Here is a 23,005-nt window from a genome sequence, read left to right as displayed (position 1 = left end):
ATGGGCCTGAAGAATTATTTTGAGAAGATAGAGCATCACTTCACGCCGGGCGGCAAACTGGAAAAGTGGTACCCGCTGTATGAAGCGACCACCACGGTGTTTTACACCCCCGGCACGGTGACGCGCGGCGCTTCGCACGTGCGCGACGCCATCGATTTGAAACGCATGATGATCCTGGTGTGGCTGGCGGTGTTCCCGGCGATGTTCTGGGGCATGTACAACGTCGGCCAGCAGGCGATCCCGGCGCTGCACCATCTGTACAGCGGCGACGCGCTGCAACAGGTGCTGGCGGGCGACTGGCATTATCGCCTGGCGCAGTGGCTCGGCGCCTCGCTGGCGGCCGATGCCGGCTGGGTCAGCAAGATGGTGCTGGGCGCCTGTTACTTCCTGCCGATCTACGCCGTGGTGTTCGTCGTCGGCGGCTTCTGGGAAGTGCTGTTCGCCATTATCCGCAAGCATGAGGTCAACGAAGGTTTCTTCGTCACCTCTATCCTGTTCGCGCTGATCGTGCCGCCGACCCTGCCGCTGTGGCAGGCCGCGCTGGGCATCACCTTCGGCGTGGTGGTGGCCAAAGAGATCTTCGGCGGCACCGGGCGCAACTTCCTCAACCCGGCGCTGGCCGGCCGCGCCTTCCTGTTCTTCGCCTATCCGGCGCAGATCTCCGGCGATCTGGTGTGGACTTCCGCGGACGGCTTCTCCGGCGCGACGCCGCTGGCGCAGTGGAGCGCGGGCGGGGCGCACGGCCTGAGCAACGTCGCCACCGGCCAGTCCATCAGCTGGATGGACGCTTTCCTCGGCAACATTCCCGGCTCGATCGGTGAGGTGTCCACGCTGATGATCCTGATCGGCGGGGCGATTATCCTGTTCGGCCGCGTGGCCTCCTGGCGCATCGTCGCCGGCGTAATGCTCGGCATGGTGGCTTCCGCCCTGTTGTTCAATGCCATCGGTTCGGACACCAACCCGATGTTCGCCATGCCGTGGTACTGGCATCTGGTGCTGGGCGGCTTCGCCTTCGGCATGATCTTTATGGCGACCGACCCGGTTTCCGCCTCCTTCACCAATAAGGGGAAATGGTGGTACGGCATTCTGATCGGCGTGATGTGCGTGCTGATTAGGGTAGTCAACCCCGCCTATCCGGAAGGCATGATGCTGGCGATCCTGTTCGCCAACCTGTTCGCGCCGCTGTTCGATTACCTGGTGGTGCAGGCCAACATCAAGCGGAGAAAAGCCCGTGGCGAATGAAGCGAAAAATGACGGCATCGGTAAAACGCTGCTGGTAGTGCTGCTGCTGTGTCTGGTGTGTTCAGTGGTGGTGGCGGGCTCCGCCGTCGGCCTGAAGTCCAAACAGCAGGAGCAAAAGCTGCTCGACAAGCAGCGCAATATTCTCGACGTAGCCGGCCTGTTGCAGCCGAAAATGGAGAGCGAGCAGGTCAAGCGCCTGTACAGCGAGCGCATCGAACCGCGTTTGGTGGATCTGAACAGCGGCGAGTTTGTCGCCGGCAAGGCGGCGGCGTTCGATCTGGGCGCCGCGCTGCGTGACGACGCCAAAAGCGTGGCGCTGGCGGCGGGCGACGATCCGGCCGGCATCAAGCGCCGCAGCAACCAGGCGGAAATCTATCTGGTGCGCGATGAAAGCGGCCAGGTGAACAAGATTGTGCTGCCGGTATACGGCACCGGCCTGTGGTCGATGATGTACGCCTTCGTGGCGCTGGATAACGACGGCAACACGGTCAAGGGCATCACCTACTACGACCAGGGGGAAACGCCGGGGCTGGGCGGTGAGGTCGAGAACCCGTCCTGGCGCCAGCAGTGGGTCGGCAAGCAGCTGTTCGGCGACAACGGCCAGCCGGCGATCCGCGTGGTGAAAGGCGGCGCGCGCCAGGGGGATGTGCACGGGGTAGATGGCCTGTCCGGCGCCACGCTGACCTCCAACGGCGTGCAGCATACGTTTGATTTCTGGTTGGGCGAGCACGGCTTCGGCCCGTTCCTGAAAAAAGTTCGTGAAGGAGCGCTGAAAAATGGCTGATTCCAAAGAGATAAAGCGGGTCCTGCTGGGGCCGCTGTTCGACAATAACCCGATCGCCCTGCAGGTGCTGGGCGTCTGTTCGGCGCTGGCGGTGACCACCAAGCTGGAGACGGCGGTGGTGATGACCATTGCGGTGACGCTGGTGACCGCGTTCTCCAGCTTCTTCATCTCGCTGATCCGTCACCATATTCCCAACAGCGTGCGCATCATCGTGCAGATGGCGATCATCGCCTCGCTGGTGATCGTGGTCGATCAGCTGCTGCGCGCCTATGCGTTCGAGATCTCCAAGCAGCTGTCGGTGTTCGTTGGCCTTATCATCACCAACTGCATCGTGATGGGGCGCGCCGAGGCCTACGCCATGAAGTCGCCGCCGATCGAGAGCTTTATGGACGGCATCGGCAACGGGCTGGGCTACGGGGTGATCCTGGTGCTGGTCGGTTTCCTGCGCGAGCTGATCGGCTCCGGCAAGCTGTTTGGCGTGCCGGTGCTGGAAACGGTGCAGAACGGCGGTTGGTATCAGCCGAACGGCCTGTTCCTGCTGGCGCCGAGCGCGTTCTTCATCATCGGCCTGCTGATCTGGGTGCTGCGCACCCTGAAGCCGGCGCAGATCGAAAAGGAGTAAAGGCCGATGGAACACTATATCAGCCTGTTTGTGCGCGCGGTGTTCGTCGAGAACATGGCGCTGGCGTTCTTCCTCGGGATGTGTACCTTCCTGGCGGTGTCGAAGAAGGTCTCGACCGCCTTTGGCCTGGGCATCGCGGTGACCATCGTGCTCGGCATTTCGGTGCCGGTGAACAACCTGGTCTACAACCTGATCCTGCGCGACGGTGCGCTGGTGGAAGGCGTCGATCTGAGCTTCCTCAACTTCATCACCTTCATCGGCGTGATCGCGGCGCTGGTGCAGATTTTGGAGATGATCCTCGATCGCTTCTTCCCGTCGCTGTATAACGCGCTCGGCATCTTCCTGCCGCTCATCACCGTGAACTGCGCCATCTTCGGCGGCGTGTCCTTCATGGTGCAGCGCGACTACAACTTCGCCGAATCGGTGGTGTACGGCATCGGTTCCGGCACCGGCTGGATGCTGGCGATCGTCGCCATGGCGGGGATCCGCGAAAAACTCAAGTATGCCAACGTGCCGGCAGGGCTGCGCGGCCTGGGCATTACCTTTATCACCACCGGACTGATGGCGCTGGGCTTCATGTCCTTCTCCGGTGTTCAGTTGTAAAGGCGGGAAGAATTTATGGAAATTATTTTAGGCGTAGCGATGTTCACCGCCATCGTGATGGTGCTGGTGTTGCTGATCCTGTTCGCCAAATCGAAGCTGGTGAACACCGGCGACATCGCGGTGGAAATCAACGGCGATCTGGATAAGAGCTTCCATGCGCCGGCGGGCGACAAGCTGCTCAACGTGCTCTCCAGCCAGGGGATCTTCGTCTCCTCGGCCTGCGGCGGCGGCGGCTCCTGCGGCCAGTGCCGGGTGGTGATCAAAGAGGGCGGCGGCGATATCCTGCCGACCGAGCTCTCGCACATCAACAAGCGCGAAGCGAAAGAGGGTTGCCGCCTGGCGTGCCAGGTGAACGTGAAGCAGAACCTGAAGATCGAGCTGCCGGAAGAGATCTTCGGCGTGAAGAAATGGGAGTGCGAGGTTATCTCCAACGATAACAAAGCCACCTTTATCAAAGAGCTGAAGCTGAAGATCCCCGATGGGGAAGACGTGCCGTTCCGCGCGGGCGGTTTCATCCAGATCGAAGCGCCGGCGCACGACATCAGCTACGCCGACTTCGACGTGCCGCAGGAGTATCGCGGCGACTGGGACAAGTTCAACCTGTTCCGCTACCGCTCGACGGTGAACGACACCACGGTGCGCGCCTACTCGATGGCCAACTATCCGGAAGAAAAGGGCATCATCATGCTCAACGTGCGTATCGCCACGCCGCCGCCGAACAATCCGGACGTGCCGCCGGGCATCATGTCTTCCTATATCTGGTCGCTGAAGCCGGGCGACAAGGTGACCATCTCCGGACCGTTCGGCGAGTTCTTCGCCAAGGACACCGACGCCGAAATGATCTTTATCGGCGGCGGCGCGGGCATGGCGCCGATGCGCTCGCACATCTTCGATCAGCTCAAGCGTCTGAACTCGAAGCGCAAGATCACTTTCTGGTACGGCGCGCGTTCGCTGCGCGAGATGTTCTATGAAGACGACTTCAACCAGCTGCAGGCGGAGAACGAAAACTTCACCTGGCACGTGGCGCTGTCGGATCCGCAGCCGGAAGATAACTGGACCGGCTACACCGGCTTTATCCATAATGTTCTGCTGGAGAACTACCTGAAGAACCACCCGGCGCCGGAAGACTGCGAGTTTTACATGTGCGGGCCGCCGATGATGAACGCCGCGGTGATCAAGATGCTCAAAGATCTGGGCGTCGAAGACGAAAATATCATGCTGGATGACTTTGGTGGCTAAATTGCGCGCATTGGCGACGAAGAACTGGCTGACGGGCGTGGCGCTGAGCGCCACCCTGCTGCTGACCGGCTGCGGGCCGGAACAGGTGGATCTGACGGGTAAAACCATGGGCACCTCGTATTCGATCCGTTACGTGACCGGCGACGATACGCCGTCGGCGCGCGAGATGCAGGCGGAGATCGACAAACGGCTGGAACAGGTGAACGATCAGATGTCCACCTACCGGCCGGATTCCGAGCTAAGCCGCTTCAACGCCAGCCGCGATATTGACCGGCCGTTCCCGGTTTCGCCGGCCACCGCCGAAGTGGTGCGCGAAGCGCTGCGCATCAATCGCGTCACCGATGGCGCGCTGGACGTGACCGTCGGGCCGCTGGTCAACCTATGGGGTTTCGGCCCGGAAGGGCGGCCGGACAAAGTGCCGAGCGAGGCGGAACTGGAACACCGCCGCGCCTGGACCGGCGCCGATAAACTGGCGGTGCAGGGCAGCGCGCTGGTGAAAAGCATCCCCGAGCTGTATGTCGACCTGTCTTCGATTGCCAAAGGATATGGCGTGGACGTGGTGGCGGAGTATCTGCAATCGCAACACGTGAAAGACTACATGGTGGATATCGGCGGTGAAGTTCGTACCCGCGGGCGCAACGGCGAGCAAAAGCCGTGGCGCATCGCCATCGAGCGCCCGACCGCCGGCGCGCAGCAGCAGGCGCAGCTGGTGATCCAGCCGGGGGAGATGTCGATCGCCACCTCGGGTGACTATCGCAACTACTTCGAGCAGGACGGGGTGCGCTATTCGCACACCATCGATCCGGTCACCGGGCGGCCGATCCATCATCGGCTGGTGTCGATCACCGTGCTGAGCCCGACCTGCATGACCGCCGACGGCCTGTCCACCGGCCTGAACGTGATGGGGCCGGAGCGCGGCATGGCGCTGGCCAACCTGCTCGGTATCCCGGTGTTCATGATCGTGAAAACCGCCGACGGGTTTGAGGAGCGTTATTCGGACGCGTTCAAACCCTATCTGAAAAAGCGTTCGTGAGGTTGCTATGTTGACGGTATTCGCCGCTACCTTCGTGTTGTTCCTGCTGATCGTCGGCGGGATGTCGCTGGGTTACGTGTTCAAACGCAAAAGCCTGCAGGGCAGCTGCGGCGGCATCACCGCGCTGGGCATGGAGAAAGTCTGCGACTGCCCGGAGCCTTGCGATGCGCGCAAAAAGCGCGAAGCCAAAGCGGCACAGCGGCGCGAGCAGTTGGACAAGCACCGCATTCTGTAGCGAAGCGAAAACCCGGCCTTGGCCGGGTTTTTTTATTTCGCCTTGCGGAAGCTTTTCGCCTCGGCCGGCGAGTTGACCATCACGCCGTCGGCCCCCAGCGCCAGCGCCTGCTGATACTCCTGCGGCGTGTTGACGCCGAACAGAATGATGTGCGCCGGGCCCTGCGAGCGGAAACAATCCATCGACTCTTTATCCCAGGTCAGAAACGCCTTCGAGCGCCCTTCGCCGAGGGTGTACTTCTCTACCACTTCCACCTCACGCTTCAGCTCCAGCCCGTACCAGCGCGGCTGCCGGTTGTCCGGTTTGACATCGCACTGGTGCGCCATGGTGACGTTGGCCAGCAGCGTGCGGGTCTCGTCGCGGCTTTCAAAGCGCGGGATGGCCGGCGGCAGCGCCTGCAGGTATTTGGCATCGGTAGAGTAAACGCGGGTGCGGTTCAGGCTGTCGGTGCTTTCCAGCGTCGCCAGCAGCGCCTGGCCAAACTGCGCCGGATCGGCGTCCGGAGATTTGATGTCCAGATAGAAGGTGACGTGCGGGAACGCCTTTAGCACCTCGTCCAGCCGCGGAATGCCGATGCCCTGGCCGCGGAACGGATGCGCATCGCCTTTGGCGAAGGCCCAGCCGGCATCGGTCTCGGCCAATTGCGCGGCGGTATAGGCAGAGACCGGGCCCTGCCGGTTGGTCAACGTTTTCAGATCCGAGGGGCGATACAGCACGATGACGCCGTCTTTGGATTCTTGCAGGGTGATCCAAATGGCGTCGGCGCCGTTTTTCAGCGCGGTTTCGATGGCGATGCGGGTGTTTTCCGGCGCATCGGCGGTGCCGCCGCGATGGGCTACGATCGCCGGCGCGTGACCGCTGGCGGCGCTGGCCGCCAGCGCGCTCAGCGACAGCGCGGAAGCCAGCAGCCAATGAGAAAATCTGATCATGTAGGGTACCTTGTCGTTATCGTTGTGGTGAGCCGCACGGGATAGCGGAAATCATACTATTGAAAAATTAAGCTTTTTTAACAACGCGGAAATATCTGACGGAAACGGCGCTTTCATCGAAGCCTGCGGCCTTGAGCTTTCGGTATCTGACTGTATACTTATACAGTGTTACTGGAGGGTGCGATGCGTAAAATCATTCATGTCGATATGGACTGCTTCTTCGCGGCGGTGGAAATGCGCGACGATCCCAGCCTGCGCGATATCCCGCTGGCGATTGGCGGCAGCGCCGATCGGCGCGGGGTGATCAGCACCGCCAACTACCCGGCGCGGCGCTACGGCGTGCACAGCGCCATGTCCACGGCGATGGCGCTCAAGCTGTGCCCGCATCTCACCCTGCTGCCGGGGCGCATGGCGGCCTATAAAGAGGCTTCGCTGCACATACGTGAAATCTTCGCCCGCTATACTCCGTTGATCGAGCCACTGTCGCTCGATGAAGCCTATCTCGACGTGACCGACAGCCCGCAATGCAACGGCTCGGCGACGCTGATCGCCCAGGAGATCCGCCAGGCGATCGCCGACGAGCTGAACCTGACCGCGTCGGCCGGCGTCGCGCCGATCAAGTTTCTCGCCAAAATCGCCTCCGAGATGAACAAGCCGAACGGGCAATACGTGATCACCCCGGCGCAGGTGCCGGCGTTTTTGCAGCAGCTGCCGCTCAGCAAGATCCCCGGCGTCGGCAAGGTGACCGCCAAACGGCTGGAGGAAGTGGGGCTTATCACCTGCGCCGACGTGCAGCAATACGATTTGGCGCAGCTGCTCAAGCGCTTCGGCAAGTTCGGCCGGGTGCTGTGGGAGCGGTGCCAGGGCATCGATCGGCGCGAAATCTCGGCGGAGCGGCTGCGTAAATCGGTGGGCGTGGAGCGTACGCTGGCGGAAGACATTCACGACTGGGAAGACTGCGAAACGCTGATTATCGACAAACTCTACCCCGAGCTGGAGATGCGGCTGCGCAAGGTGAAGCCGGATCTGCACATCGCCCGGCAGGGCGTGAAGCTGAAGTTTCAGGATTTTCAGCAAACCACCCAGGAGCACGTGTTCCCGGTGCTGAATCAGCAGGATTTGCTGGCGGTGGCGCGGCAGGCTTGGCGCGAACGGCGTGAAGGGCGCGGCGTGCGGCTGGTGGGGCTGCACGTGACGCTGCTCGATCCGCAGCTGGAGCGGCAGCTGGCGCTGTCTTGGGAATAAAAAAGCCGGCGATTAGCCGGCTTTTTGCGTTAAGCGCGCAGATTACGCGCGCTCAGGGATCGCTTTCAGCAGCGAGGTCAGCAGCTTCCAGTACAGACCGACGCTTTCGATATGCACCTGCTCATCCGGCGAGTGCGGGCCGGTGATGGTTGGCCCGATCGATACCATATCCATGTTTGGATACGGCTTTTTGAACAGACCGCATTCCAGGCCGGCGTGAATCACCATGATGTTCGGCGTCTTGTTGAACAGCTCCTGATACAGCTCGCGCACCAGGTGCATCACCGGCGAGTCAGCGTCCGGCTGCCAGCCCGGGTAGCCGCCCTTCGGCGCCACCTTGGCGCCGGCCAGCTGACCCAGCGCGGTCAGCATCTCGACCACGTAATCTTTGCCGCTGTCGATCAGAGAGCGGATCAGGCAGATGATTTCCGCTTCGTTTTCGCTGGTGGTGACCACGCCGACGTTCAACGAGGTTTCCACTACGCCTTTCACCGCGTCGCTCATGCGGATCACGCCGTTCGGCGTGCCGTTCAGCAGCGCCAGGAAGCGTTGCTGGCTGTCGGCGCTCAGCGCCTGCGAAGCGCTGTTGGTCGGCTCCAGCAGCACGGTGATGTTCTTCTCTTTGGCGGAGAGTTCGTTCTGCAGCACCGCCAGGAACTCCTGGCTCAGCGCTTTCAGCGCGTCGGCCTTGTCCGCCGGCACCGCAACCACCGCGGAGGCTTCACGCGGGATGGCGTTGCGCAGGGTGCCGCCGTTCAGATCCAGCACGCGCAGGTTCAGCTCCGCCGCATGGGAGAACAGGAAGCGCGCCAGCAGTTTGTTGGCGTTGCCCAGACCGACGTGGATCTCGGCGCCGGAGTGGCCGCCTTTCAGGCCCTTGAGGGTCAGTTTCAGGGTTTGGTAACCGGCCGGCACCGCTTCGCGCTGCAGCGGCAGGGTGGTGATGAAGTCGATACCGCCGGCGCAACCCATGTAGATTTCGCCTTCTTCTTCGGAGTCGGTATTGATCAGGATGTCCGCCTGCAGCCAGTTCGGCTGCAGCCCGAAGGCGCCGTCCATCCCCGCTTCTTCGGTCATGGTCAGCAGCACTTCCAGCGGGCCGTGCTCAACGCTGTCGTCGGCCAGCACCGCCAGGGCGGAGGCCATGCCGATGCCGTTGTCGGCGCCCAGCGTGGTGCCGCGCGCTTTCACCCACTCGCCGGCGATATAAGGCTGGATCTGATCCTTGGCGAAGTCGTGCACGGTGTCGTTATTCTTTTGCGGCACCATGTCCAGGTGCGCCTGCAGCGCCACCGGCTTGCGGTTTTCCATGCCTTTGGTGGCCGGTTTGCGCAGCAGGATATTGCCGACCTGATCACGCTCGGCGTGCAGGTTCTTTTCTTTGGCCCAGGTGAGGATGTGCTGCGCCAGCGCTTCTTCATGATAAGAAGGGTGTGGGATAGAACAGATCTTGGCGAAAATATCCCACAGCGGCTGTGGCGAAAGCTGAGACAATTCAGACACTATAAGTCTCCTGTGACGGCAGGCTCCGACAGGACGGGCGTGCCGCGCGGTTAAGGTGAGTGGGCATCTGTGCGTCGTGGCACGATCGTCAGAGAATATCACTTTATTTCCGGCGGTGCGCGCCCCGTATTGTGCGGTTTAAGCGCTTGATCACACGGCTTCGCGGCGGGAACGCTCGTTTTTTCAGCATCAATCACCGAAAAGCCGCCCGGCGGAAATCGCGAGGTTTTCCTCGGTACAGCTGGAATTCAACGCGGCCAGTCTCTATAATCTCGCGCAACCTTTTTTCCCCTGAACTATAAAGTAAGCCGCTTCACCAGCCGGCTGGGACACGATTCTATGAGCGAAAAATACGTTGTTACCTGGGATATGCTGCAAATACATGCACGCAAGCTGGCGCACCGCCTGCTGCCTGCCGACAAATGGACCGGCATCATTGCCGTCAGCCGCGGCGGCCTGGTGCCGGCGGGCCTGCTGGCGCGCGAACTGGGCATTCGCTATGTGGATACCGTCTGCATTTCCAGCTACGACCATGATAACCAGCGCGAAATGAAAGTGCTCAAGCGCGCCGAAGGCGACGGTGAAGGCTTCATCGTGGTGGACGATCTGGTGGATACCGGCGGCACCGCAAAAGCGATCCGCGACATGTACCCGAAAGCGCATTTCGTCACCATCTTCGCCAAGCCGGCGGGCCGTCCACTGGTGGACGACTATGTGATCGACATCCCGCAGGACACCTGGATCGAACAGCCGTGGGACATGGGCGTCAGCTTCGTTCCCCCTATCGGCGGTCGCTAAGCCCAGCCAGTTCCAAGTCAACGCCCGGTTATGCCGGGCGTTTGTTTAAGGATAAACGTGATGGCGTTGTCAGGCTTACCGAAGGCAAGATATAAAAAATAAGGAAAATCAATTTATTGATTTTCGGCCGTTGACCACAAAGGAGGAAAAACCACGCTTTTTCCTCCTTTGTCAGCCGCCCGACGCCCGGTTATGCCGGGCGTTTGCGTTATCTTGGTTTATCCCGCCAGAGTTAGGTACACTACCTCCAGTTAAGTAGGCCTGTTGCGGCCTATCGCCAGATTTACGGAGGCTGTTGTTACCATGGCACAGGCCAACCTTTCTGAAATTCTTTTCAAGCCCAAATTCAAACACCCTGAAACCTCGACGCTGGTGCTGCGCGCGCGCAACAAAGTGAGCGCCGCCATGCATTCCGCATTGGAAGGTGACACCACCGGCAGCTGGTACCGCATGCTGAATCCGCTGCTGTGGGCCTGGCGCGGCGTCAGCCCGATCGAAATCCACGAAGTGTTGGCGCGCATCGCCGCCTCGGACGCCGAGCGCAGCAATCCGCAGCGGCTGGATACCGTAGTGGGCTACCGTAACGGCAACTGGATCTACGAGTGGATCCATCAGGGCATGCAGTGGCAGCAGCGGGCGACGGAGCAGCAGGATCCGCTGGTCGGCGGCGAGTACTGGCTGAAGGCCGCGAGCCTGTACAGTATCGCCGGTTACCCGCACCTGAAGGGCGACGAACTGGCCGAACAGGCGGAGATGCTGGCTAACCGTGCGTACGAAGAGGCGGCGCTGCTGCTGCCGTATCAGCTGAAAGAGCTGGAGTTTCGCATCGAAGGCGGCGGCAGCGTCACCGGGTTCCTGCACATGCCGGAGAAGGGCGAAGCGCCGTTCCCGACGGTGCTGATGTGCGGCAGCCTCGATACGCTGCAGACCGACTATCATCGCCTGTTCCGCGACTACCTGGCGCCGCACGGCATCGCCATGCTGACGCTCGACATGCCGTCGATCGGTTCTTCCTGCAAATGGAAGCTGACGCAGGACTCCAGCTACCTGCACCAGCAGGTGCTGATCCAGCTGGCCTCGGTGCCGTGGGTGGATCATCAGCGGGTGAGCGCCTTCGGCTTCCGCTTCGGCGCCAACGTGGCGGTGCGATTGGCCTACCTGGAGCCGCAGCGGCTGCGCGGCGTAGCCTGCCTGGGGCCGGTGGTGCATCGCCTGCTGTGCGACAGCAGCACCCAGCTGAACGTGCCGGACATGTATATGGACGTGCTGGCGAGCCGCATGGGCATGGCTAACGCCTCGGACAACGTGCTGAAGGTGGAGCTGAACAGCTACTCGCTGAAAATGCAGGGGCTGCTGGGGCGCCGTTGCCCGACACCGATGATCTCCGGCTACTGGGAGCGCGATACGCTCAGCCCGAAAGAGGAGTCGCAGCTGATCGTCACCTCCTCGGTGAGCGGCAAGCTGATCGCTATCCCGCGCACCCCGGTCTACGACAGCTTCCACCGGGCGTTGCTACAGATGTCCGGTTGGCTGAGGGACAAAATGCGTTAATTAGTTGCTAAATTTTAACAGTTTGTTAAAAAGAGTGGTCTACATTGAGGAGGTGAGAGAATGACGTTACCGAGTGGTCACCCTAAAAGCCGACTAATGAAACGTTTTGCCAGCTTGGGGCCGTACCTGCGTGAAGGGCAATGTGAAAACGACCGTTTTTTCTTTGATTGTTTGGCCGTCTGCGTCAATGTAAAGCCCGCTCCGGAGAAGCGCGAGTTCTGGGGCTGGTGGATGGAGCTGCAGGCGGAAGAGGCGCGCTTCACCTATTCGTACCAATTCGGCCTGTTCGATAAGGAAGGCGACTGGACGGCGCAAAACATTAAGGATGATGAAGTGAACGCCAAGCTGGAAGACACCCTGCGCGACTTCCATCGCCGCCTGGGCGAACTGCTGGCGACCATGGAACTGGGGTTGGAACCCGCCGATGATTTCAAAGAAAAACTGATCAAACTCTCCGCCTGACCCCGTTTGACCACGTATTGTGCTGATTTCGCGTTGTGCCTGTTGGCATAACGCGTCTCTCCTGTTACAAAGACCTTTGCACTCTTCTTCTCATCATTACACACGGCAGAAATACTATGAACGGCAGCCAGACATTGGTTGTGAAATTGGGCACCAGCGTGTTGACCGGCGGATCGCTGCGTCTGAACCGCGCCCACATCGTCGAATTGGTGCGCCAGTGCGCGCAGCAACACGCCGCGGGCCACCGCATCGTCATCGTCACCTCCGGCGCCATCGCCGCAGGGCGCGAACACCTGGGCTACCCCGAGCTGCCCGCCACCATCGCCTCCAAGCAGCTGCTGGCGGCGGTGGGGCAGAGCCGGCTGATCCAGCTGTGGGAACAGCTGTTCTCCATTTACGGCATCCACGTCGGGCAGATGCTGCTGACGCGCGCCGATCTGGAAGACCGCGAGCGCTTCCTTAACGCGCGCGACACCATGACGGCGCTGCTGGACAACCGCATCGTGCCGGTAATCAATGAGAACGACGCCGTCGCCACCGCCGAAATCAAAGTGGGCGACAACGATAACCTGTCGGCGCTGGCGGCCATTCTGGCCGGGGCCGACAAACTGCTGCTGCTGACCGATCAGCAGGGCCTCTACACCGCCGATCCGCGCAACAACCCGCAGGCCGAACTGATCCGTGAAGTGCACGGCATCGACGACGCGCTGCGCGCCATCGCCGGCGACAGCGTCTCCGGTCTGGGCACCGGCGGCATGGGCACCAAGCTGCAGGCGGCCGACGTGGCCTGCCGCGCCGGCATCGACGTGGTGATCGCCGCGGGCAGCAAGCCGGGCGTGGTGGCGGATGTGATCGAAGGCAAACCGGTGGGCACCCGTTTCCACGCGCTGGAAACCCCGCTGGAAAACCGCAAGCGCTGGATCTTCGGCGCGCCGCCGGCCGGTGAGATCACCGTCGACGACGGCGCGGTGGAAGCGATGATGGCGCGCGGCAGCTCGCTGCTGCCGAAAGGCATCCGCGAAGTGAAGGGCGACTTCTCGCGCGGTGAAGTGATCCGCATCCGCAACCTGGCGGGGCGCGATCTGGCGCACGGTGTCAGCCGCTACAACAGCGATGCGATGCGCATGATCGCCGGGCACCACTCGCAGGAAATCACCGAAATCCTCGGTTATGAATACGGTCCGGTGGCAGTGCACCGCGACGATATGATTGTCAGTTAAGGAGTGAGCATGCTGGAGCAGATGGGGAAGGCCGCCAAGCAGGCCTCCTGGCAGCTGGCGGTGCTGAGCACGGCGAAGAAGAATCAGGTGCTGTCGGTGATGGCCGACAGGCTGGAAGCCAACAGCGAAGCGATCCTGTTGGCGAACGAACAAGATATGGCGCAGGCGCGCGCCACCGGCATGAGCGAAGCGCTGCTCGATCGCCTGCTGTTGACCCCGGCGCGGCTGGCGGCGATCGCCAACGACGTGCGCCAGGTGTGCCGCCTGAACGATCCGGTCGGCCACGTGTTGGACGGTAACCTGCTGGACAGCGGGCTGAAGCTGGAGCGCCGCCGGGTGCCGCTCGGCGTGATCGGCGTAATTTACGAGGCGCGCCCGAACGTCACCATCGACGTCGCCAGCCTGTGCCTGAAAACCGGCAACGCGGTGATCCTGCGCGGCGGTAAAGAGACGCACAACACCAACCAGGCGACGGTAAAAGTGATCCAGCAGGCGCTGGAACAGTGCGGCCTGCCGGCGGCGGCGGTGCAGGCGATCGACAGCCCGGATCGTGCGCTGGTGAACGAACTGCTGCGCCTGGATCGCTATGTCGACATGCTGATCCCGCGCGGAGGCGCCGGTCTGCACAAGCTGTGCCGCGAGCAATCGACCATCCCGGTGATCACCGGCGGCATCGGCGTGTGCCATACCTACGTGGATGCCGACGTTGATTTCGACAAGGCGCTGACGGTGATTGAAAACGCCAAGATCCAGCGCCCGAGCGCCTGTAACTCGCTGGAGACGCTGCTGGTGAACCGCAGCATCGCCGCCGAGTTCCTGCCGGCGCTGAGCGCCAAAATGGCGGCGGTGGGCGTGACGCTGCACGCGGCGGAAAATGCGCTGCCGCTGCTGCAGGGCGGCCCGGCGACGGTGGTGCCGGTGAATGCGGAGGATTACGACGATGAATGGCTGTCGCTGGATCTGAACGTGCTGCTGGTGGACGATATCGATCAGGCCATCGACCACATCCGCACCCACGGCACCAACCACTCCGACGCGATCCTCACCCGTTCGCTGAGCAGCGCCGAGCACTTCGTGCGCGCGGTGGACTCCTCGGCGGTGTACGTCAACGCCAGCACCCGCTTCACCGACGGCGGCCAGTTCGGCCTGGGCGCAGAAGTGGCGGTGAGCACCCAGAAACTGCACGCCCGCGGGCCGATGGGTCTGGACGCGCTGACCACCTACAAGTGGATCGGCTACGGCGACGATCTGGTGCGCAGCTAAGGCCGGGTTGCGGTCATAAAGAGGTCAGGGCGCAGCGTGCTGCGCCCTGATTGTTTTTGGGGAAGGTTGAGTGTGCCGCAGTGCGGTTGCTTGCAAAACGACCAAACGCCCCGGCGGGCTATTGACTCATTTCACGCACAGGTCTACCTTGTTCAACGCACTTCCGGCTTGCCCCGCAGGCCCGGCTCGATGCCGATATAGCTCAGTTGGTAGAGCAGCGCATTCGTAATGCGAAGGTCGTAGGTTCGACTCCTATTATCGGCACCACCCCCTCTTCCTGTAACGTCCGCAATCATCCAAAAAAATATTAAATAACAATGCATTGATTGGGTTTTATGTCCGTGGCTGTCCGGCGCTGTCCTGTGGAATCCAATATCAGGTGTGTGTAGAATTGCGTGTACTTCTGTTCGGTCTTGAATTTCTATACACATGCGACTTAATAACTTACAAATCCGGAATGCTAAACCTACCCCTAAACCTTACACGTTGAGTGATGGATTGGGCTTATCCCTTTTGGTCGAACCCAATGGCAGCAAGAGCTGGCGCTTTCGTTATCGCTTTGCCGGTAAGCCCAAGATGATTTCATTCGGCGTCTATCCTGCCGTTTCGTTGGCCGATGCTCGGTTAAAGCGTGATGAATCCAGAAAGTTAGTTGCTGAGGGGCAGAACCCCAGCACAGTTCGTAAAGAGAAAAAGCTGGCGCAGCTATACGGGAATGCGAACACCTTTGAAGCGATCGCGAAGGAGTGGCATCAGTCCAAATTGGCGACGTGGTCAGCAGGGTATGCGGCCGATATCATGGACGCGTTCAACATTGATATTTTCCCCTATCTGGGACAGCATCCCATTTCGGCGATAAAGCCGCTTGAGCTACTCACAGTGCTTCGTAAAATTGAGGCGCGTGGGGCGCTTGAGAAAATGCGTAAGGTCAGACAGCGCTGCGGTGAGGTCTTCCGATATGCCACGGCAACCGGGCGGGCGGAGTTCAACCCAGCCGCCGATCTCTCCAGCGTTTTGATTAGCCCAAAATCTACTCATTATCCTTTTTTATCCGTTGACGAAATCCCCGATTTTCTTGCGGCGCTGGAGATGCACTCCGGCAGTCGGTTGGTACAGCTGGCGACGAAGTTACTGATGTTGACCGGAGTCAGGGGTATTGAGCTGCGCATGGCGCAATGGCATGAGGTTGATTTGGATAACGCGCTTTGGGAAATTCCGCAGGAGCGCATGAAAATGCGCCGGGATCATCTCGTGCCTTTATCGACGCAGGCGGTGGCCATCCTGAATGAACTGAGAACCTATACGGGCAACTATCGCTATGTTTTCCCGGGCCGTAATGACGTCAACAAGCCGATGAGCGAAGCGAGTATCAACCAGCTCCTTAAGCGTATCGGCTATAACGGTCGACTCACCGGCCACGGCTTCAGGCACATGATGTCCACGATTTTGCATGAGCAGGACTTCAATACCGCCTGGATAGAGATGCAGCTCGCCCACGTGGACAAGAACGCCATTCGCGGCACTTACAATCACGCTCAGTACCTTGAGAAACGCCGTGAGATGCTGCAATGGTACGCCGATTTTATCGCGGGCCTTGCTCGCTAGAAAATGCCGCCAATAAATCGTTAAAACCCCCTGGCGCGCAATGCTACCCCCGCCACGCCTGCCCGCTTTATGTGTCGCTTTTCATGCAGGTGCATGAGGGGCTCCAGACCGCGTCGCTGCTGGTGTGGTAGGGAGTCAAAAATGCATTTTCTTGCATGCAAAATCATGCACCTTATGCATGCACGCGTTTTTTGACACTCGCTAGCCAGGAAAAAGGCTGTTTTTGGGGAAGGATAGGGCGCGCGTGATGGAAGCGGGCGTGATTATCCCATCATAGCGAGGCCAGATATAGGGGTCTTATGCCGCCTTTCTTCCCGTCTGCGTTTTTGTTATTTGGCCGCCTCAGATATTGATTGCAAAATCACCTTTGCGGTTCTAGTTCTTCTTTAAACTCTTCACTACTGTTCACTTGGATAAAAAATTAGTTAAATCAATAAATAAAACTGTGATGAGTTATTCCTCACTCATCACCCGGTGTTCACTGCTGTTCACTCGGCTAAGAAGGGCCTTTTCTCTGGCTAGCCTGGGGTTGTGCTTGTACGCCTGTTTCTGCCTATTAATAAACGGCTATTCATGGCTCGTTTATTTTTTAGGTTTGCCAATAAAGGTCAATATTAACCTATATGCCCTTTTGGTTGAAAAATAAGCATAAAAGCTGTCCCACCACACAACAACGCCTTGTTGCCACTCCGGTAAATATTCACATAATAGGGCGCTACCGAAGTTCACATAGTCCCGGCCAGCGTTGACCGGACACAAAGAGGTAGCGTTTTATGTTGATCGTTTCCAACCCCACCCCATCCACCCCGTCGCCGGTGCTTCAGAACGGCTACACCCCGCGCGAGCGCTTTATCCGCCTGCCGGAAGTGCTCTACACCACTGGTCTGTCCCGCTCCACCGTCTACGAGATGATGAGCCGCAAGCAGTTTCCGGTACAAGTTTCCCTCGGGGGTAAAAATGTCGCCTGGCTAGCCTCCGAGGTCGAGCAGTGGATGGAAGAACGTATCGCCAACCGTCATCAGGGGAGCGCTGAGAGATGCAGTTAACCCTCGGTCGACACTGTTTTACCCTGAGCGGCAACGACGCCTTGTTTGTGGCCGAAGCCATCTTGTTGCAGCGCAAGCACCCGGATATTGTCTTGCCTGAACATCGCAGTGAAAAACACGGTGTGATTTGCCTGACGAACCGGCAGACAGAGTTGCGTCGTATCTGTGCTGACGAAGTGGCTGATCACAATGCGATCGATTGAACGTCCGGAGGCGTCTTACGGCTTGCCCCCCTGTCCGGCCTTGCGCTATAGTCCTCCCGCTGCCGCAAAATCGGCAGCCGGGCGTGAGAACCCGAGTTACTTATTGGCGACACAACACGCGCCAGGCGTGTTTTTTTATGTCGTGGCCTTAGTGCGCTCATTTTTTGCGCGGTGGATGTTATTCTACCGCAGCAGTCAATCAATGGTGGCTCAGGCGGGGCAGCCTTCGGGCTGGCCGGTTTCCAATAAGGCCGGTTTCTCACCCCCGTCTGGGCTACCACCCTTGCGTGAGAACTTCTGTGGTAGCAATAACCAATACTTATTGGAGGCTGCCACCATGGCTACGACCCTCACCCCGACTCACCCGACATTCTGCTTTCTGTTTGCGGCCGTGCGCCGTTCTGCGCTGACGGCTTCACCGCGCATCGTGCGCACCGTGGCGGATAGCGAACGCAACGCCCGCCGCGTACTGGCCCGTGATTACGTGTTGTCCTTTGCCGGTCGTCTGCCGGTTAAGGCGGCAGCATGAACACCCTGGCCGACCGCTACTACCGCGACACCCATTACCCTATTCCACACGCCGATTTTCTGCGTCTCCAGCATGCGCACGCCACCGGCGTGCTGTTCCTTGACCTGCTGGACACCCTCGACCTCGGCGGGCAGCGCCCCGACGCCGCGCAACAGGCATCGTTTGCTTCGGTCATTGCCTTGCTGACCGACCAGCTCGGCCACGTCGTCAACACCTGTGAAACCCAAATCCTTGCCCGCATGGAGGCCACCGCCGCATGAACACTGCATCCTGTTTACCGATTGAAGTCCGTACCGCCGTTTTCCGCCGCGCCGTGGCGCAAGCCTATCTGGATACCTGCGCCTTTTACCGGGTGAGCCTCGGGTACACGCTGGACGAGCTGCAGATGACGATTGCCTTGCGCCTGGAGGGGCACTTTGTGCGTCAGTACGGCGCAGAGGACGGCATGGACATGGCGTGCACCATGCTGAGCGACATGGTGCAGCCGGACGTTCTGGTGGCTGCGCCGCGCCTGACCGCGCTGGGGCAAAAGATGATGGACGAGCTGTGCTGCGAGCGCCTGTCGGCATCGCAGAACGCCACCGTACACTGAGGAGAGAAAGGATGAGCACCCAGTTCGTTTCCCAGACCGTACGCACCGCCACCGGCCACTGGCCGGTGATACTCCCGGCCCTCGGTATCGCCTTGCAGCCGAACGGTAAGCCGCAGCCGTGCCCGACCTGCGGCGGTAAAGACCGCTTCCGTTTCGACAACCAGGACGGGCGAGGCACTTGGTTCTGCAATCAGTGCGGGGCCGGTGACGGCCTCAATCTGGTGGAAAAAGCCCTGTCACTGTCAGCAAAGGCCGCCGCCGAACAGGTGGCCGCCGTGATGGGGGATAATGCCAGCACTTTACCACCGGCCGCTGAGGCCGGTCATTCACCACGAGACAAAGCCGAGGCCCAGCACAAGGCCGCGCGACAGGCACAGGCTCTGGTAGCTGCCGCGCAGCCCCAGACCGGCAACGCCTACCTGACCGCCAAAGGCTGGCCGGAGGCAGAAACCCTGACTCTGCACGGCCAACCGCTGCGCGTTGGCGGTATCACCTTCCAGCCCGGCGACCTGCTGTTGCCGCTGCATAATGCCGGGGGCGAGGTGGTCAATGTGCAGCTGATTAACGCCAGCGGGGACAAACGCATGCTGGCAGGCGGGCAGGTGAAAGCCGCCTGCCACACCCTGAGCGGCCCGGACAACGCGGTTATCTGGCTCACTGAAGGCTACGCCACCGGCCTCACCGTGCATTGCCTGACCGGTGAGACGGTGTGCGTGGCGCTCAGCGCCAATAACCTGGCGGCGGTGGCGGAGCAGGTACGCAGCCATTACCCGGATGCGCGGCTGCTGCTGGCGGCCGATAATGACCGCAGTGGCACCGGGCAGACCCGCGCCGCCGAGGCGGCCACACGCAGCGGCGGTATCCCGGCGCAGCCGCCCACGGAAGGCGACTGGAACGACATTTATGACAGGGAAGGAGCAGACGCCACACGCGCGCAGCTCCAGGCGTTCAGTCAGCCACCGCAGGCGAGCCCGTTCGACACGCTGAGCGATGCCGATTTGAAAGCCATGAGTGCCAGCGAGAAAGCCGAGCTGTTGGCCGAGCACTACGGCAACACCCTGGCGGTGCCGCCGGTGGGGGAAGAACTCTGCCGCTATACGCGCGGCGCCTGGCAGGTGCTACCGCACCGGCAATTGAGCCGGGAGATTGCCGCGCTGTTCCAGAAGGTACGTGCGCCGTTCTCCGCCGCCGGTATCAACAGCATTTTGGATACCCTCAAGCTGATGGTGCCGCAGATGGGTGACCCGGCCCGCCGGTTGATTGGCTTTCGTAACGGGGTATTCGATACTGTGAGCGGGCAGTTCAGCGCCCACCGCCAGGAACACTGGCTGCGCACCGTCAACAGCGTGGACTACACGCTGCCGCGCGCCGGGGAGAACCTGGCCGACCATGCGCCGCACTTCTGGCAGTGGCTGACGCGGGCTGCCGGGGGCAATCACGACAAGCAGGAGCGCATTCTCGCGGCACTCTTTATGGTGCTGGCCAACCGCTACGACTGGCAGCTGTTCCTCGAAGTGACCGGCCCCGGCGGCAGTGGCAAGAGCGTAATGGCGGCCATCGCCCGGCTGCTGGCCGGTGCCGACAACACCACCTCCGCCACCATCGATAACCTGGAGTCGGCGCGCGAGCGTGCCAGCGTGGTCGGTTACTCGCTGATTATCCTGCCCGACCAGGAAAAGTGGAGCGGTGACGGTGCGGGCATCAAGGCCATCACCGGCGGCGATGCGGTCGCCATCGACCCCAAATACCGCGACGCCTACGCGGCGCACATCCCGGCGGTGATACTGGCGGTGAACAACAACCCGATGCAGTTCAGCGACCGCAGCGGCGGCGTCTCCCGGCGGCGGGTAATTATCACTTTCCCGGACGCAATACCGCTGGCCGAGCGCGACCCGCAGCTGCTGGACAAAATCACCCAGGAGCTGGCGGTGATTGTGCGTCACCTGATGCAGCGCTTTGCCAACCCGAACGAGGCCCGCACCCTGCTCCAGGCGCAGCAAAGCTCGGACGAGGCGCTGACCATCAAACGCCAGGCCGACCCGCTGGTTGATTTTTGTGGCTACCTGACGGTGCTCGGCACCGCAGAAGGCATGATGATAGGCAATGCCAACATCACACCGGCCAATCCGCGTCGCTACCTGTATCACGCCTACCTGTCGTTTATGGCGGCACGGGGCTATCAGCACGTGATGAACCTGACGGCCTTTGGCCTGGCGGTACCGCAGACGCTGAGAGAGTATGAGAAAACCCTGCTCAAGCGTAAAACCCGGCTGGGGATGCAAACCAATGTGGTATTGAGCGAAGAGTGCGAAGCGGACTGGCTGCCGAAATGCGGGGCGGTGTGACGATGAGCAGGACGATCGGCCGGGCCGATCAATCGCCCCTTATTGATCTGCCGAACCCATTGGACGCTCAATCATCGCACCGCCTATAGTGACAGTGAAAATACGCAGCAACACCAGGGCATTACCCCGACCGTTCTACGGCCGACCTAATAATGACAAGCGCTCCCAAACCGGCTCAGGCCGGTTTTTTATATCCTTGTTTCGCCCCAGTCCGACAGTCAGTCGGATGAGGGAACGGTGGGAGGCTTAACCACCGCGCCCCGGCGTTGCCCCTGCGTCGGCATCACCACCCCCCAGGGATAGGCCGGTTGCTGTTCTTTCTCATACTGATAAACAATGAGTTGCGCCAGATTGCGGTGGTCATAACGGCGGCCGAAATTGAGCGCAATGCTGCTGGGAGCGGCCAAAATCACGTGGATGCGTTCGGCGCCGCACGCCGTCAGCATTTTGACCTGTTCGATAAATTGCAGCGCCAGCCGGGTTTGTTTGGAAAGCGACCAGTGATTACCGAGCGTTGTGGAGCTCAGCGAGAGATGCGACAGCGGGTAGGCGGGGAAGGTTTGGCGTATGGCCGTAATGTCGGCCTGGTAGGACACCGAGACCGCCAGCACCACATCTTTGGCCGTTGAGGTGACGAGGCTTTCCATCAGGGTAAAATTGGCGCGGTCATCATCGGCCTTGTTGTCAATCAACCGCCAGGCCTCTTGCGCTCTGTCCCAGTCATAGACGCCGACCGGGCCATTGTCATCGAGAATGGCGCCAATGTAGAAGGTGAACGGAACCGGCAATTGCCCGCCATATACCAGCGTCAGGTCCTGATGGTCGATACCGTCAATCCGGGTGGCGATATTGCTGGCCAGCGTGCTGATATTGTCGTCAAAGGCCTCCTCCGGGTGACTGATTGCGCCATCCCGCATCCGCTGCGTCATATCGAGGGTTAATGCATCTATCTTTCCGTTGAAATGACGGGAGACCGTTTTATGCAGCGGCGTTGTCGCGACTTTCCGCAGCGCTCTCCCTTCGATAACTACCCCCTTTTTGCGCACCGTGATTTTAGCCTCCCGGTAGGCGTCGACCAGCAGCCAGACAAATCCCCCCAGAATGATAAAAGCCGCCACAAACGTGACAGCAGAGTCCGAGATGGCATTCCCCTCGGACATGGTCAGCGAGAAGCGGGCATCGCCTTTCTCCAGCGTTAATGCCTTTCCCAGCGAGTTATTCACACTCAGGATCCCGGCGCCGAGCAGCATGATGAGGTACTGGATTTTCCGTTGGCGCGTTTTCCAGTCGACCAGCTTAATCAGAATGTATTTTACCGTTTCCATGTCAGTGCTTTTCCCTCATGTATGCGTTGATTTTCACAAACATCTCAGCCTGATACAGCGCGTCATCCAGCGCGTTGTGGCTGCCGTGGTTTTTGAGATTAAATCGGGCGTCGATACGGCTGGAGCGGGTGTTCTGCCAGTCGCAGCCGGTGGCGCCCATGTACAGGGCTTTGATATCGAGGGCGGCAAAGCCAAACGGGTTATGACCGAGATAAACGTGAAAGTAGTAATTGATGAATGACCAGTCGAACGCCGCATTGAAACCGACAAAAATCGGTTTGCTCGTGGCGTCGGTGACGGAAGTTACCCAGTGGGCAAATTGTTGCATGGCCTCTTTCGGGTCGATGCCGCGCATTATTTGGGTCTGCAGATTGAAACCGGTGACGGCCAGCGCCTCAGGCTCGTAATGCAGATTCAGCGGCTGCACTTCAATGTAAAAGCGTTCCGCCGGGCGGTCGATGACGCAGGCGCCGATGGAGAGCAGGCTGCACACGCCGGGTATGGGCCCGGCGGTTTCAATATCGACCGAGATAAAGCCTTCATGTTCAACGCTCATTTTTAACCTCGCTGGTGCGTGGGTGCTTGCCGCCGCCTTCCCAGTCGCGGGTGCGCAGCCACTGTTCAAAATAAA

24 protein-coding genes and 1 tRNA gene are annotated in these 23,005 nt (G+C 60.4%); 21 read left to right on the top strand and 4 right to left on the bottom strand.

The annotated features are described in order from the left end of the window. Genes ACJ8QF_RS23820 through nqrM form a run of 7 tightly spaced genes read left to right on the top strand, consistent with a single transcriptional unit; the run spans position 1 to position 5,758 of the window. A complete protein-coding gene (locus tag ACJ8QF_RS23820) occupies positions 1–1,242 on the top strand; it encodes an NADH:ubiquinone reductase (Na(+)-transporting) subunit B (protein WP_044031889.1) in 1,242 nt (413 codons plus the stop codon). Beyond that, a complete protein-coding gene (locus tag ACJ8QF_RS23815; RefSeq protein WP_004930230.1) occupies positions 1,232–2,026 on the top strand; it encodes a Na(+)-translocating NADH-quinone reductase subunit C in 795 nt (264 codons plus the stop codon). Before ACJ8QF_RS23820 ends, ACJ8QF_RS23815 begins: the two co-directional genes overlap by 11 nt. Then, a complete protein-coding gene (locus ACJ8QF_RS23810; RefSeq protein ID WP_004930232.1) occupies positions 2,019–2,648 on the top strand; it encodes an NADH:ubiquinone reductase (Na(+)-transporting) subunit D in 630 nt (209 codons plus the stop codon). The genes ACJ8QF_RS23815 and ACJ8QF_RS23810 overlap by 8 nt, the downstream gene beginning before the upstream one ends. A 6-nt stretch (positions 2,649–2,654) precedes the next feature. After that, positions 2,655–3,251, top strand: coding sequence for an NADH:ubiquinone reductase (Na(+)-transporting) subunit E (gene nqrE / locus ACJ8QF_RS23805; RefSeq protein WP_015376732.1), 597 nt, complete (start codon positions 2,655–2,657; stop codon positions 3,249–3,251). 15 nt (positions 3,252–3,266) lie between these two features. Beyond that, complete coding sequence (gene nqrF, locus ACJ8QF_RS23800) at positions 3,267–4,490, top strand: NADH:ubiquinone reductase (Na(+)-transporting) subunit F (RefSeq protein ID WP_033634097.1); 1,224 nt, start codon at positions 3,267–3,269, stop codon at positions 4,488–4,490. Next, the gene (locus ACJ8QF_RS23795) at positions 4,474–5,523 is read left to right on the top strand and encodes an FAD:protein FMN transferase (RefSeq protein ID WP_351110117.1); all 1,050 of its coding nucleotides are present in this window, start codon (positions 4,474–4,476) and stop codon (positions 5,521–5,523) included. The genes nqrF and ACJ8QF_RS23795 overlap by 17 nt, the downstream gene beginning before the upstream one ends. A gap of 7 nt (positions 5,524–5,530) precedes the next feature. Beyond that, positions 5,531–5,758, top strand: coding sequence for a (Na+)-NQR maturation NqrM (nqrM, locus tag ACJ8QF_RS23790; RefSeq protein WP_004930244.1), 228 nt, complete (start codon positions 5,531–5,533; stop codon positions 5,756–5,758). A gap of 32 nt (positions 5,759–5,790) precedes the next feature. On the opposite strand, the gene ACJ8QF_RS23785 is transcribed toward nqrM, so the two are convergent. Next, positions 5,791–6,687, bottom strand: a complete 897-nt coding sequence (locus ACJ8QF_RS23785; protein WP_131165497.1) for a glycerophosphodiester phosphodiesterase family protein — start codon at positions 6,685–6,687, stop codon at positions 5,791–5,793. Between the two features lie 183 nt (positions 6,688–6,870). Between ACJ8QF_RS23785 and dinB the strand changes: the two genes are divergently transcribed. Then, positions 6,871–7,932: a DNA polymerase IV gene (dinB, locus tag ACJ8QF_RS23780; RefSeq protein ID WP_019454302.1), complete on the top strand. Its 1,062-nt coding sequence runs from the start codon at positions 6,871–6,873 to the stop codon at positions 7,930–7,932. 42 nt (positions 7,933–7,974) lie between these two features. Here the strand turns inward: dinB and pepD are convergent, their stop codons facing one another. Then, entirely contained in the window at positions 7,975–9,435 is a 1,461-nt protein-coding gene (pepD, locus tag ACJ8QF_RS23775; protein ID WP_442537909.1) for a beta-Ala-His dipeptidase, read from the bottom strand. 339 nt (positions 9,436–9,774) lie between these two features. On the opposite strand from pepD, the gene gpt reads away from it, so the two are divergent. The 13 genes from gpt to ACJ8QF_RS23710 all read left to right on the top strand — a co-directional run bounded on the left by gpt (position 9,775) and on the right by ACJ8QF_RS23710 (position 21,049). Continuing rightward, entirely contained in the window at positions 9,775–10,233 is a 459-nt protein-coding gene (gene gpt, locus ACJ8QF_RS23770; RefSeq protein ID WP_004930253.1) for a xanthine phosphoribosyltransferase, read from the top strand. Positions 10,234–10,536: 303 nt separating this feature from the next. Next, positions 10,537–11,784 (top strand): esterase FrsA, encoded by a 1,248-nt coding sequence (gene frsA / locus ACJ8QF_RS23765; protein WP_015376737.1) that lies wholly within the window; start codon positions 10,537–10,539, stop codon positions 11,782–11,784. A gap of 60 nt (positions 11,785–11,844) precedes the next feature. Beyond that, positions 11,845–12,246, top strand: coding sequence for a sigma factor-binding protein Crl (crl, locus tag ACJ8QF_RS23760; RefSeq protein ID WP_004930258.1), 402 nt, complete (start codon positions 11,845–11,847; stop codon positions 12,244–12,246). Positions 12,247–12,362: 116 nt separating this feature from the next. Beyond that, positions 12,363–13,466, top strand: coding sequence for a glutamate 5-kinase (proB, locus tag ACJ8QF_RS23755; RefSeq protein ID WP_033634090.1), 1,104 nt, complete (start codon positions 12,363–12,365; stop codon positions 13,464–13,466). A 9-nt stretch (positions 13,467–13,475) separates the two neighbouring features. Continuing rightward, positions 13,476–14,729, top strand: coding sequence for a glutamate-5-semialdehyde dehydrogenase (gene proA / locus ACJ8QF_RS23750; RefSeq protein ID WP_019454296.1), 1,254 nt, complete (start codon positions 13,476–13,478; stop codon positions 14,727–14,729). 191 nt (positions 14,730–14,920) lie between these two features. Continuing rightward, a tRNA-Thr gene (locus ACJ8QF_RS23745) sits at positions 14,921–14,996 on the top strand. 162 nt (positions 14,997–15,158) lie between these two features. After that, on the top strand, positions 15,159–16,334 hold the full coding sequence (locus tag ACJ8QF_RS23740) for a tyrosine-type recombinase/integrase (RefSeq protein ID WP_442537908.1): 1,176 nt from the start codon (positions 15,159–15,161) through the stop codon (positions 16,332–16,334). 773 nt (positions 16,335–17,107) lie between these two features. Then, on the top strand, positions 17,108–17,380 hold the full coding sequence (locus tag ACJ8QF_RS23735) for a helix-turn-helix transcriptional regulator (RefSeq protein ID WP_442537907.1): 273 nt from the start codon (positions 17,108–17,110) through the stop codon (positions 17,378–17,380). Then, positions 17,371–17,583 (top strand): hypothetical protein, encoded by a 213-nt coding sequence (locus ACJ8QF_RS23730; protein WP_442537906.1) that lies wholly within the window; start codon positions 17,371–17,373, stop codon positions 17,581–17,583. The genes ACJ8QF_RS23735 and ACJ8QF_RS23730 overlap by 10 nt, the downstream gene beginning before the upstream one ends. Continuing rightward, positions 17,570–18,112 (top strand): host cell division inhibitor Icd-like protein, encoded by a 543-nt coding sequence (locus tag ACJ8QF_RS23725; RefSeq protein WP_442537905.1) that lies wholly within the window; start codon positions 17,570–17,572, stop codon positions 18,110–18,112. Before ACJ8QF_RS23730 ends, ACJ8QF_RS23725 begins: the two co-directional genes overlap by 14 nt. Next, positions 18,109–18,372: a hypothetical protein gene (locus ACJ8QF_RS23720; protein WP_055313842.1), complete on the top strand. Its 264-nt coding sequence runs from the start codon at positions 18,109–18,111 to the stop codon at positions 18,370–18,372. The genes ACJ8QF_RS23725 and ACJ8QF_RS23720 overlap by 4 nt, the downstream gene beginning before the upstream one ends. After that, positions 18,369–18,704, top strand: a complete 336-nt coding sequence (locus ACJ8QF_RS23715) for a DUF5375 family protein (protein WP_043147841.1) — start codon at positions 18,369–18,371, stop codon at positions 18,702–18,704. Before ACJ8QF_RS23720 ends, ACJ8QF_RS23715 begins: the two co-directional genes overlap by 4 nt. An 11-nt stretch (positions 18,705–18,715) precedes the next feature. Further along, positions 18,716–21,049 (top strand): primase-helicase zinc-binding domain-containing protein, encoded by a 2,334-nt coding sequence (locus ACJ8QF_RS23710; protein WP_442537904.1) that lies wholly within the window; start codon positions 18,716–18,718, stop codon positions 21,047–21,049. A gap of 218 nt (positions 21,050–21,267) precedes the next feature. Here ACJ8QF_RS23710 and ACJ8QF_RS23705 read toward each other — a convergent pair whose 3' ends face one another. Then, positions 21,268–22,374 carry an SAVED domain-containing protein gene (locus ACJ8QF_RS23705; protein WP_442537903.1) on the bottom strand — a complete coding sequence of 369 codons (1,107 nt, stop codon included), beginning with the start codon at positions 22,372–22,374 and terminating at the stop codon, positions 21,268–21,270. 1 nt (position 22,375) lies between these two features. After that, complete coding sequence (locus ACJ8QF_RS23700) at positions 22,376–22,930, bottom strand: 3'-5' exonuclease (RefSeq protein ID WP_442537914.1); 555 nt, start codon at positions 22,928–22,930, stop codon at positions 22,376–22,378. Between the last annotated feature and the right edge of the window lie 75 nt (positions 22,931–23,005).

This window comes from Serratia sp. CY81684 (genome assembly GCF_052166595.1).
Classification (GTDB): Bacteria; Pseudomonadota; Gammaproteobacteria; order Enterobacterales; family Enterobacteriaceae; genus Serratia; species Serratia nematodiphila.
The sequence above is the reverse complement of the archived record's forward strand: the minus strand, read 5'-3'. Positions and strand labels throughout refer to the sequence as shown.

Excerpts from the sequence above, each read along its gene's own strand:
- ACJ8QF_RS23740 (WP_442537908.1), top strand. The coding sequence starts at position 15,159 with ATGCGACTTAATAACTTACAAATCCGGAATGCTAAACCTACCCCTAAA.
- nqrM (WP_004930244.1), top strand. The coding sequence starts at position 5,531 with ATGTTGACGGTATTCGCCGCTACCTTCGTGTTGTTCCTGCTGATCGTC.
- ACJ8QF_RS23725 (WP_442537905.1), top strand. The coding sequence starts at position 17,570 with ATGCGATCGATTGAACGTCCGGAGGCGTCTTACGGCTTGCCCCCCTGT.
- ACJ8QF_RS23730 (WP_442537906.1), top strand. The coding sequence starts at position 17,371 with ATGCAGTTAACCCTCGGTCGACACTGTTTTACCCTGAGCGGCAACGAC.
- ACJ8QF_RS23720 (WP_055313842.1), top strand. The coding sequence starts at position 18,109 with ATGAACACCCTGGCCGACCGCTACTACCGCGACACCCATTACCCTATT.
- ACJ8QF_RS23810 (WP_004930232.1), top strand. The coding sequence starts at position 2,019 with ATGGCTGATTCCAAAGAGATAAAGCGGGTCCTGCTGGGGCCGCTGTTC.
- crl (WP_004930258.1), top strand. The coding sequence starts at position 11,845 with ATGACGTTACCGAGTGGTCACCCTAAAAGCCGACTAATGAAACGTTTT.
- nqrF (WP_033634097.1), top strand. The coding sequence starts at position 3,267 with ATGGAAATTATTTTAGGCGTAGCGATGTTCACCGCCATCGTGATGGTG.
- ACJ8QF_RS23700 (WP_442537914.1), bottom strand. The coding sequence starts at position 22,930 with ATGAGCGTTGAACATGAAGGCTTTATCTCGGTCGATATTGAAACCGCC.
- nqrE (WP_015376732.1), top strand. The coding sequence starts at position 2,655 with ATGGAACACTATATCAGCCTGTTTGTGCGCGCGGTGTTCGTCGAGAAC.
- dinB (WP_019454302.1), top strand. The coding sequence starts at position 6,871 with ATGCGTAAAATCATTCATGTCGATATGGACTGCTTCTTCGCGGCGGTG.
- proA (WP_019454296.1), top strand. The coding sequence starts at position 13,476 with ATGCTGGAGCAGATGGGGAAGGCCGCCAAGCAGGCCTCCTGGCAGCTG.
- gpt (WP_004930253.1), top strand. The coding sequence starts at position 9,775 with ATGAGCGAAAAATACGTTGTTACCTGGGATATGCTGCAAATACATGCA.
- ACJ8QF_RS23705 (WP_442537903.1), bottom strand. The coding sequence starts at position 22,374 with ATGGAAACGGTAAAATACATTCTGATTAAGCTGGTCGACTGGAAAACG.
- frsA (WP_015376737.1), top strand. The coding sequence starts at position 10,537 with ATGGCACAGGCCAACCTTTCTGAAATTCTTTTCAAGCCCAAATTCAAA.
- ACJ8QF_RS23710 (WP_442537904.1), top strand. The coding sequence starts at position 18,716 with ATGAGCACCCAGTTCGTTTCCCAGACCGTACGCACCGCCACCGGCCAC.
- ACJ8QF_RS23715 (WP_043147841.1), top strand. The coding sequence starts at position 18,369 with ATGAACACTGCATCCTGTTTACCGATTGAAGTCCGTACCGCCGTTTTC.
- ACJ8QF_RS23795 (WP_351110117.1), top strand. The coding sequence starts at position 4,474 with ATGACTTTGGTGGCTAAATTGCGCGCATTGGCGACGAAGAACTGGCTG.
- ACJ8QF_RS23785 (WP_131165497.1), bottom strand. The coding sequence starts at position 6,687 with ATGATCAGATTTTCTCATTGGCTGCTGGCTTCCGCGCTGTCGCTGAGC.
- proB (WP_033634090.1), top strand. The coding sequence starts at position 12,363 with ATGAACGGCAGCCAGACATTGGTTGTGAAATTGGGCACCAGCGTGTTG.
- ACJ8QF_RS23735 (WP_442537907.1), top strand. The coding sequence starts at position 17,108 with ATGTTGATCGTTTCCAACCCCACCCCATCCACCCCGTCGCCGGTGCTT.
- ACJ8QF_RS23820 (WP_044031889.1), top strand. The coding sequence starts at position 1 with ATGGGCCTGAAGAATTATTTTGAGAAGATAGAGCATCACTTCACGCCG.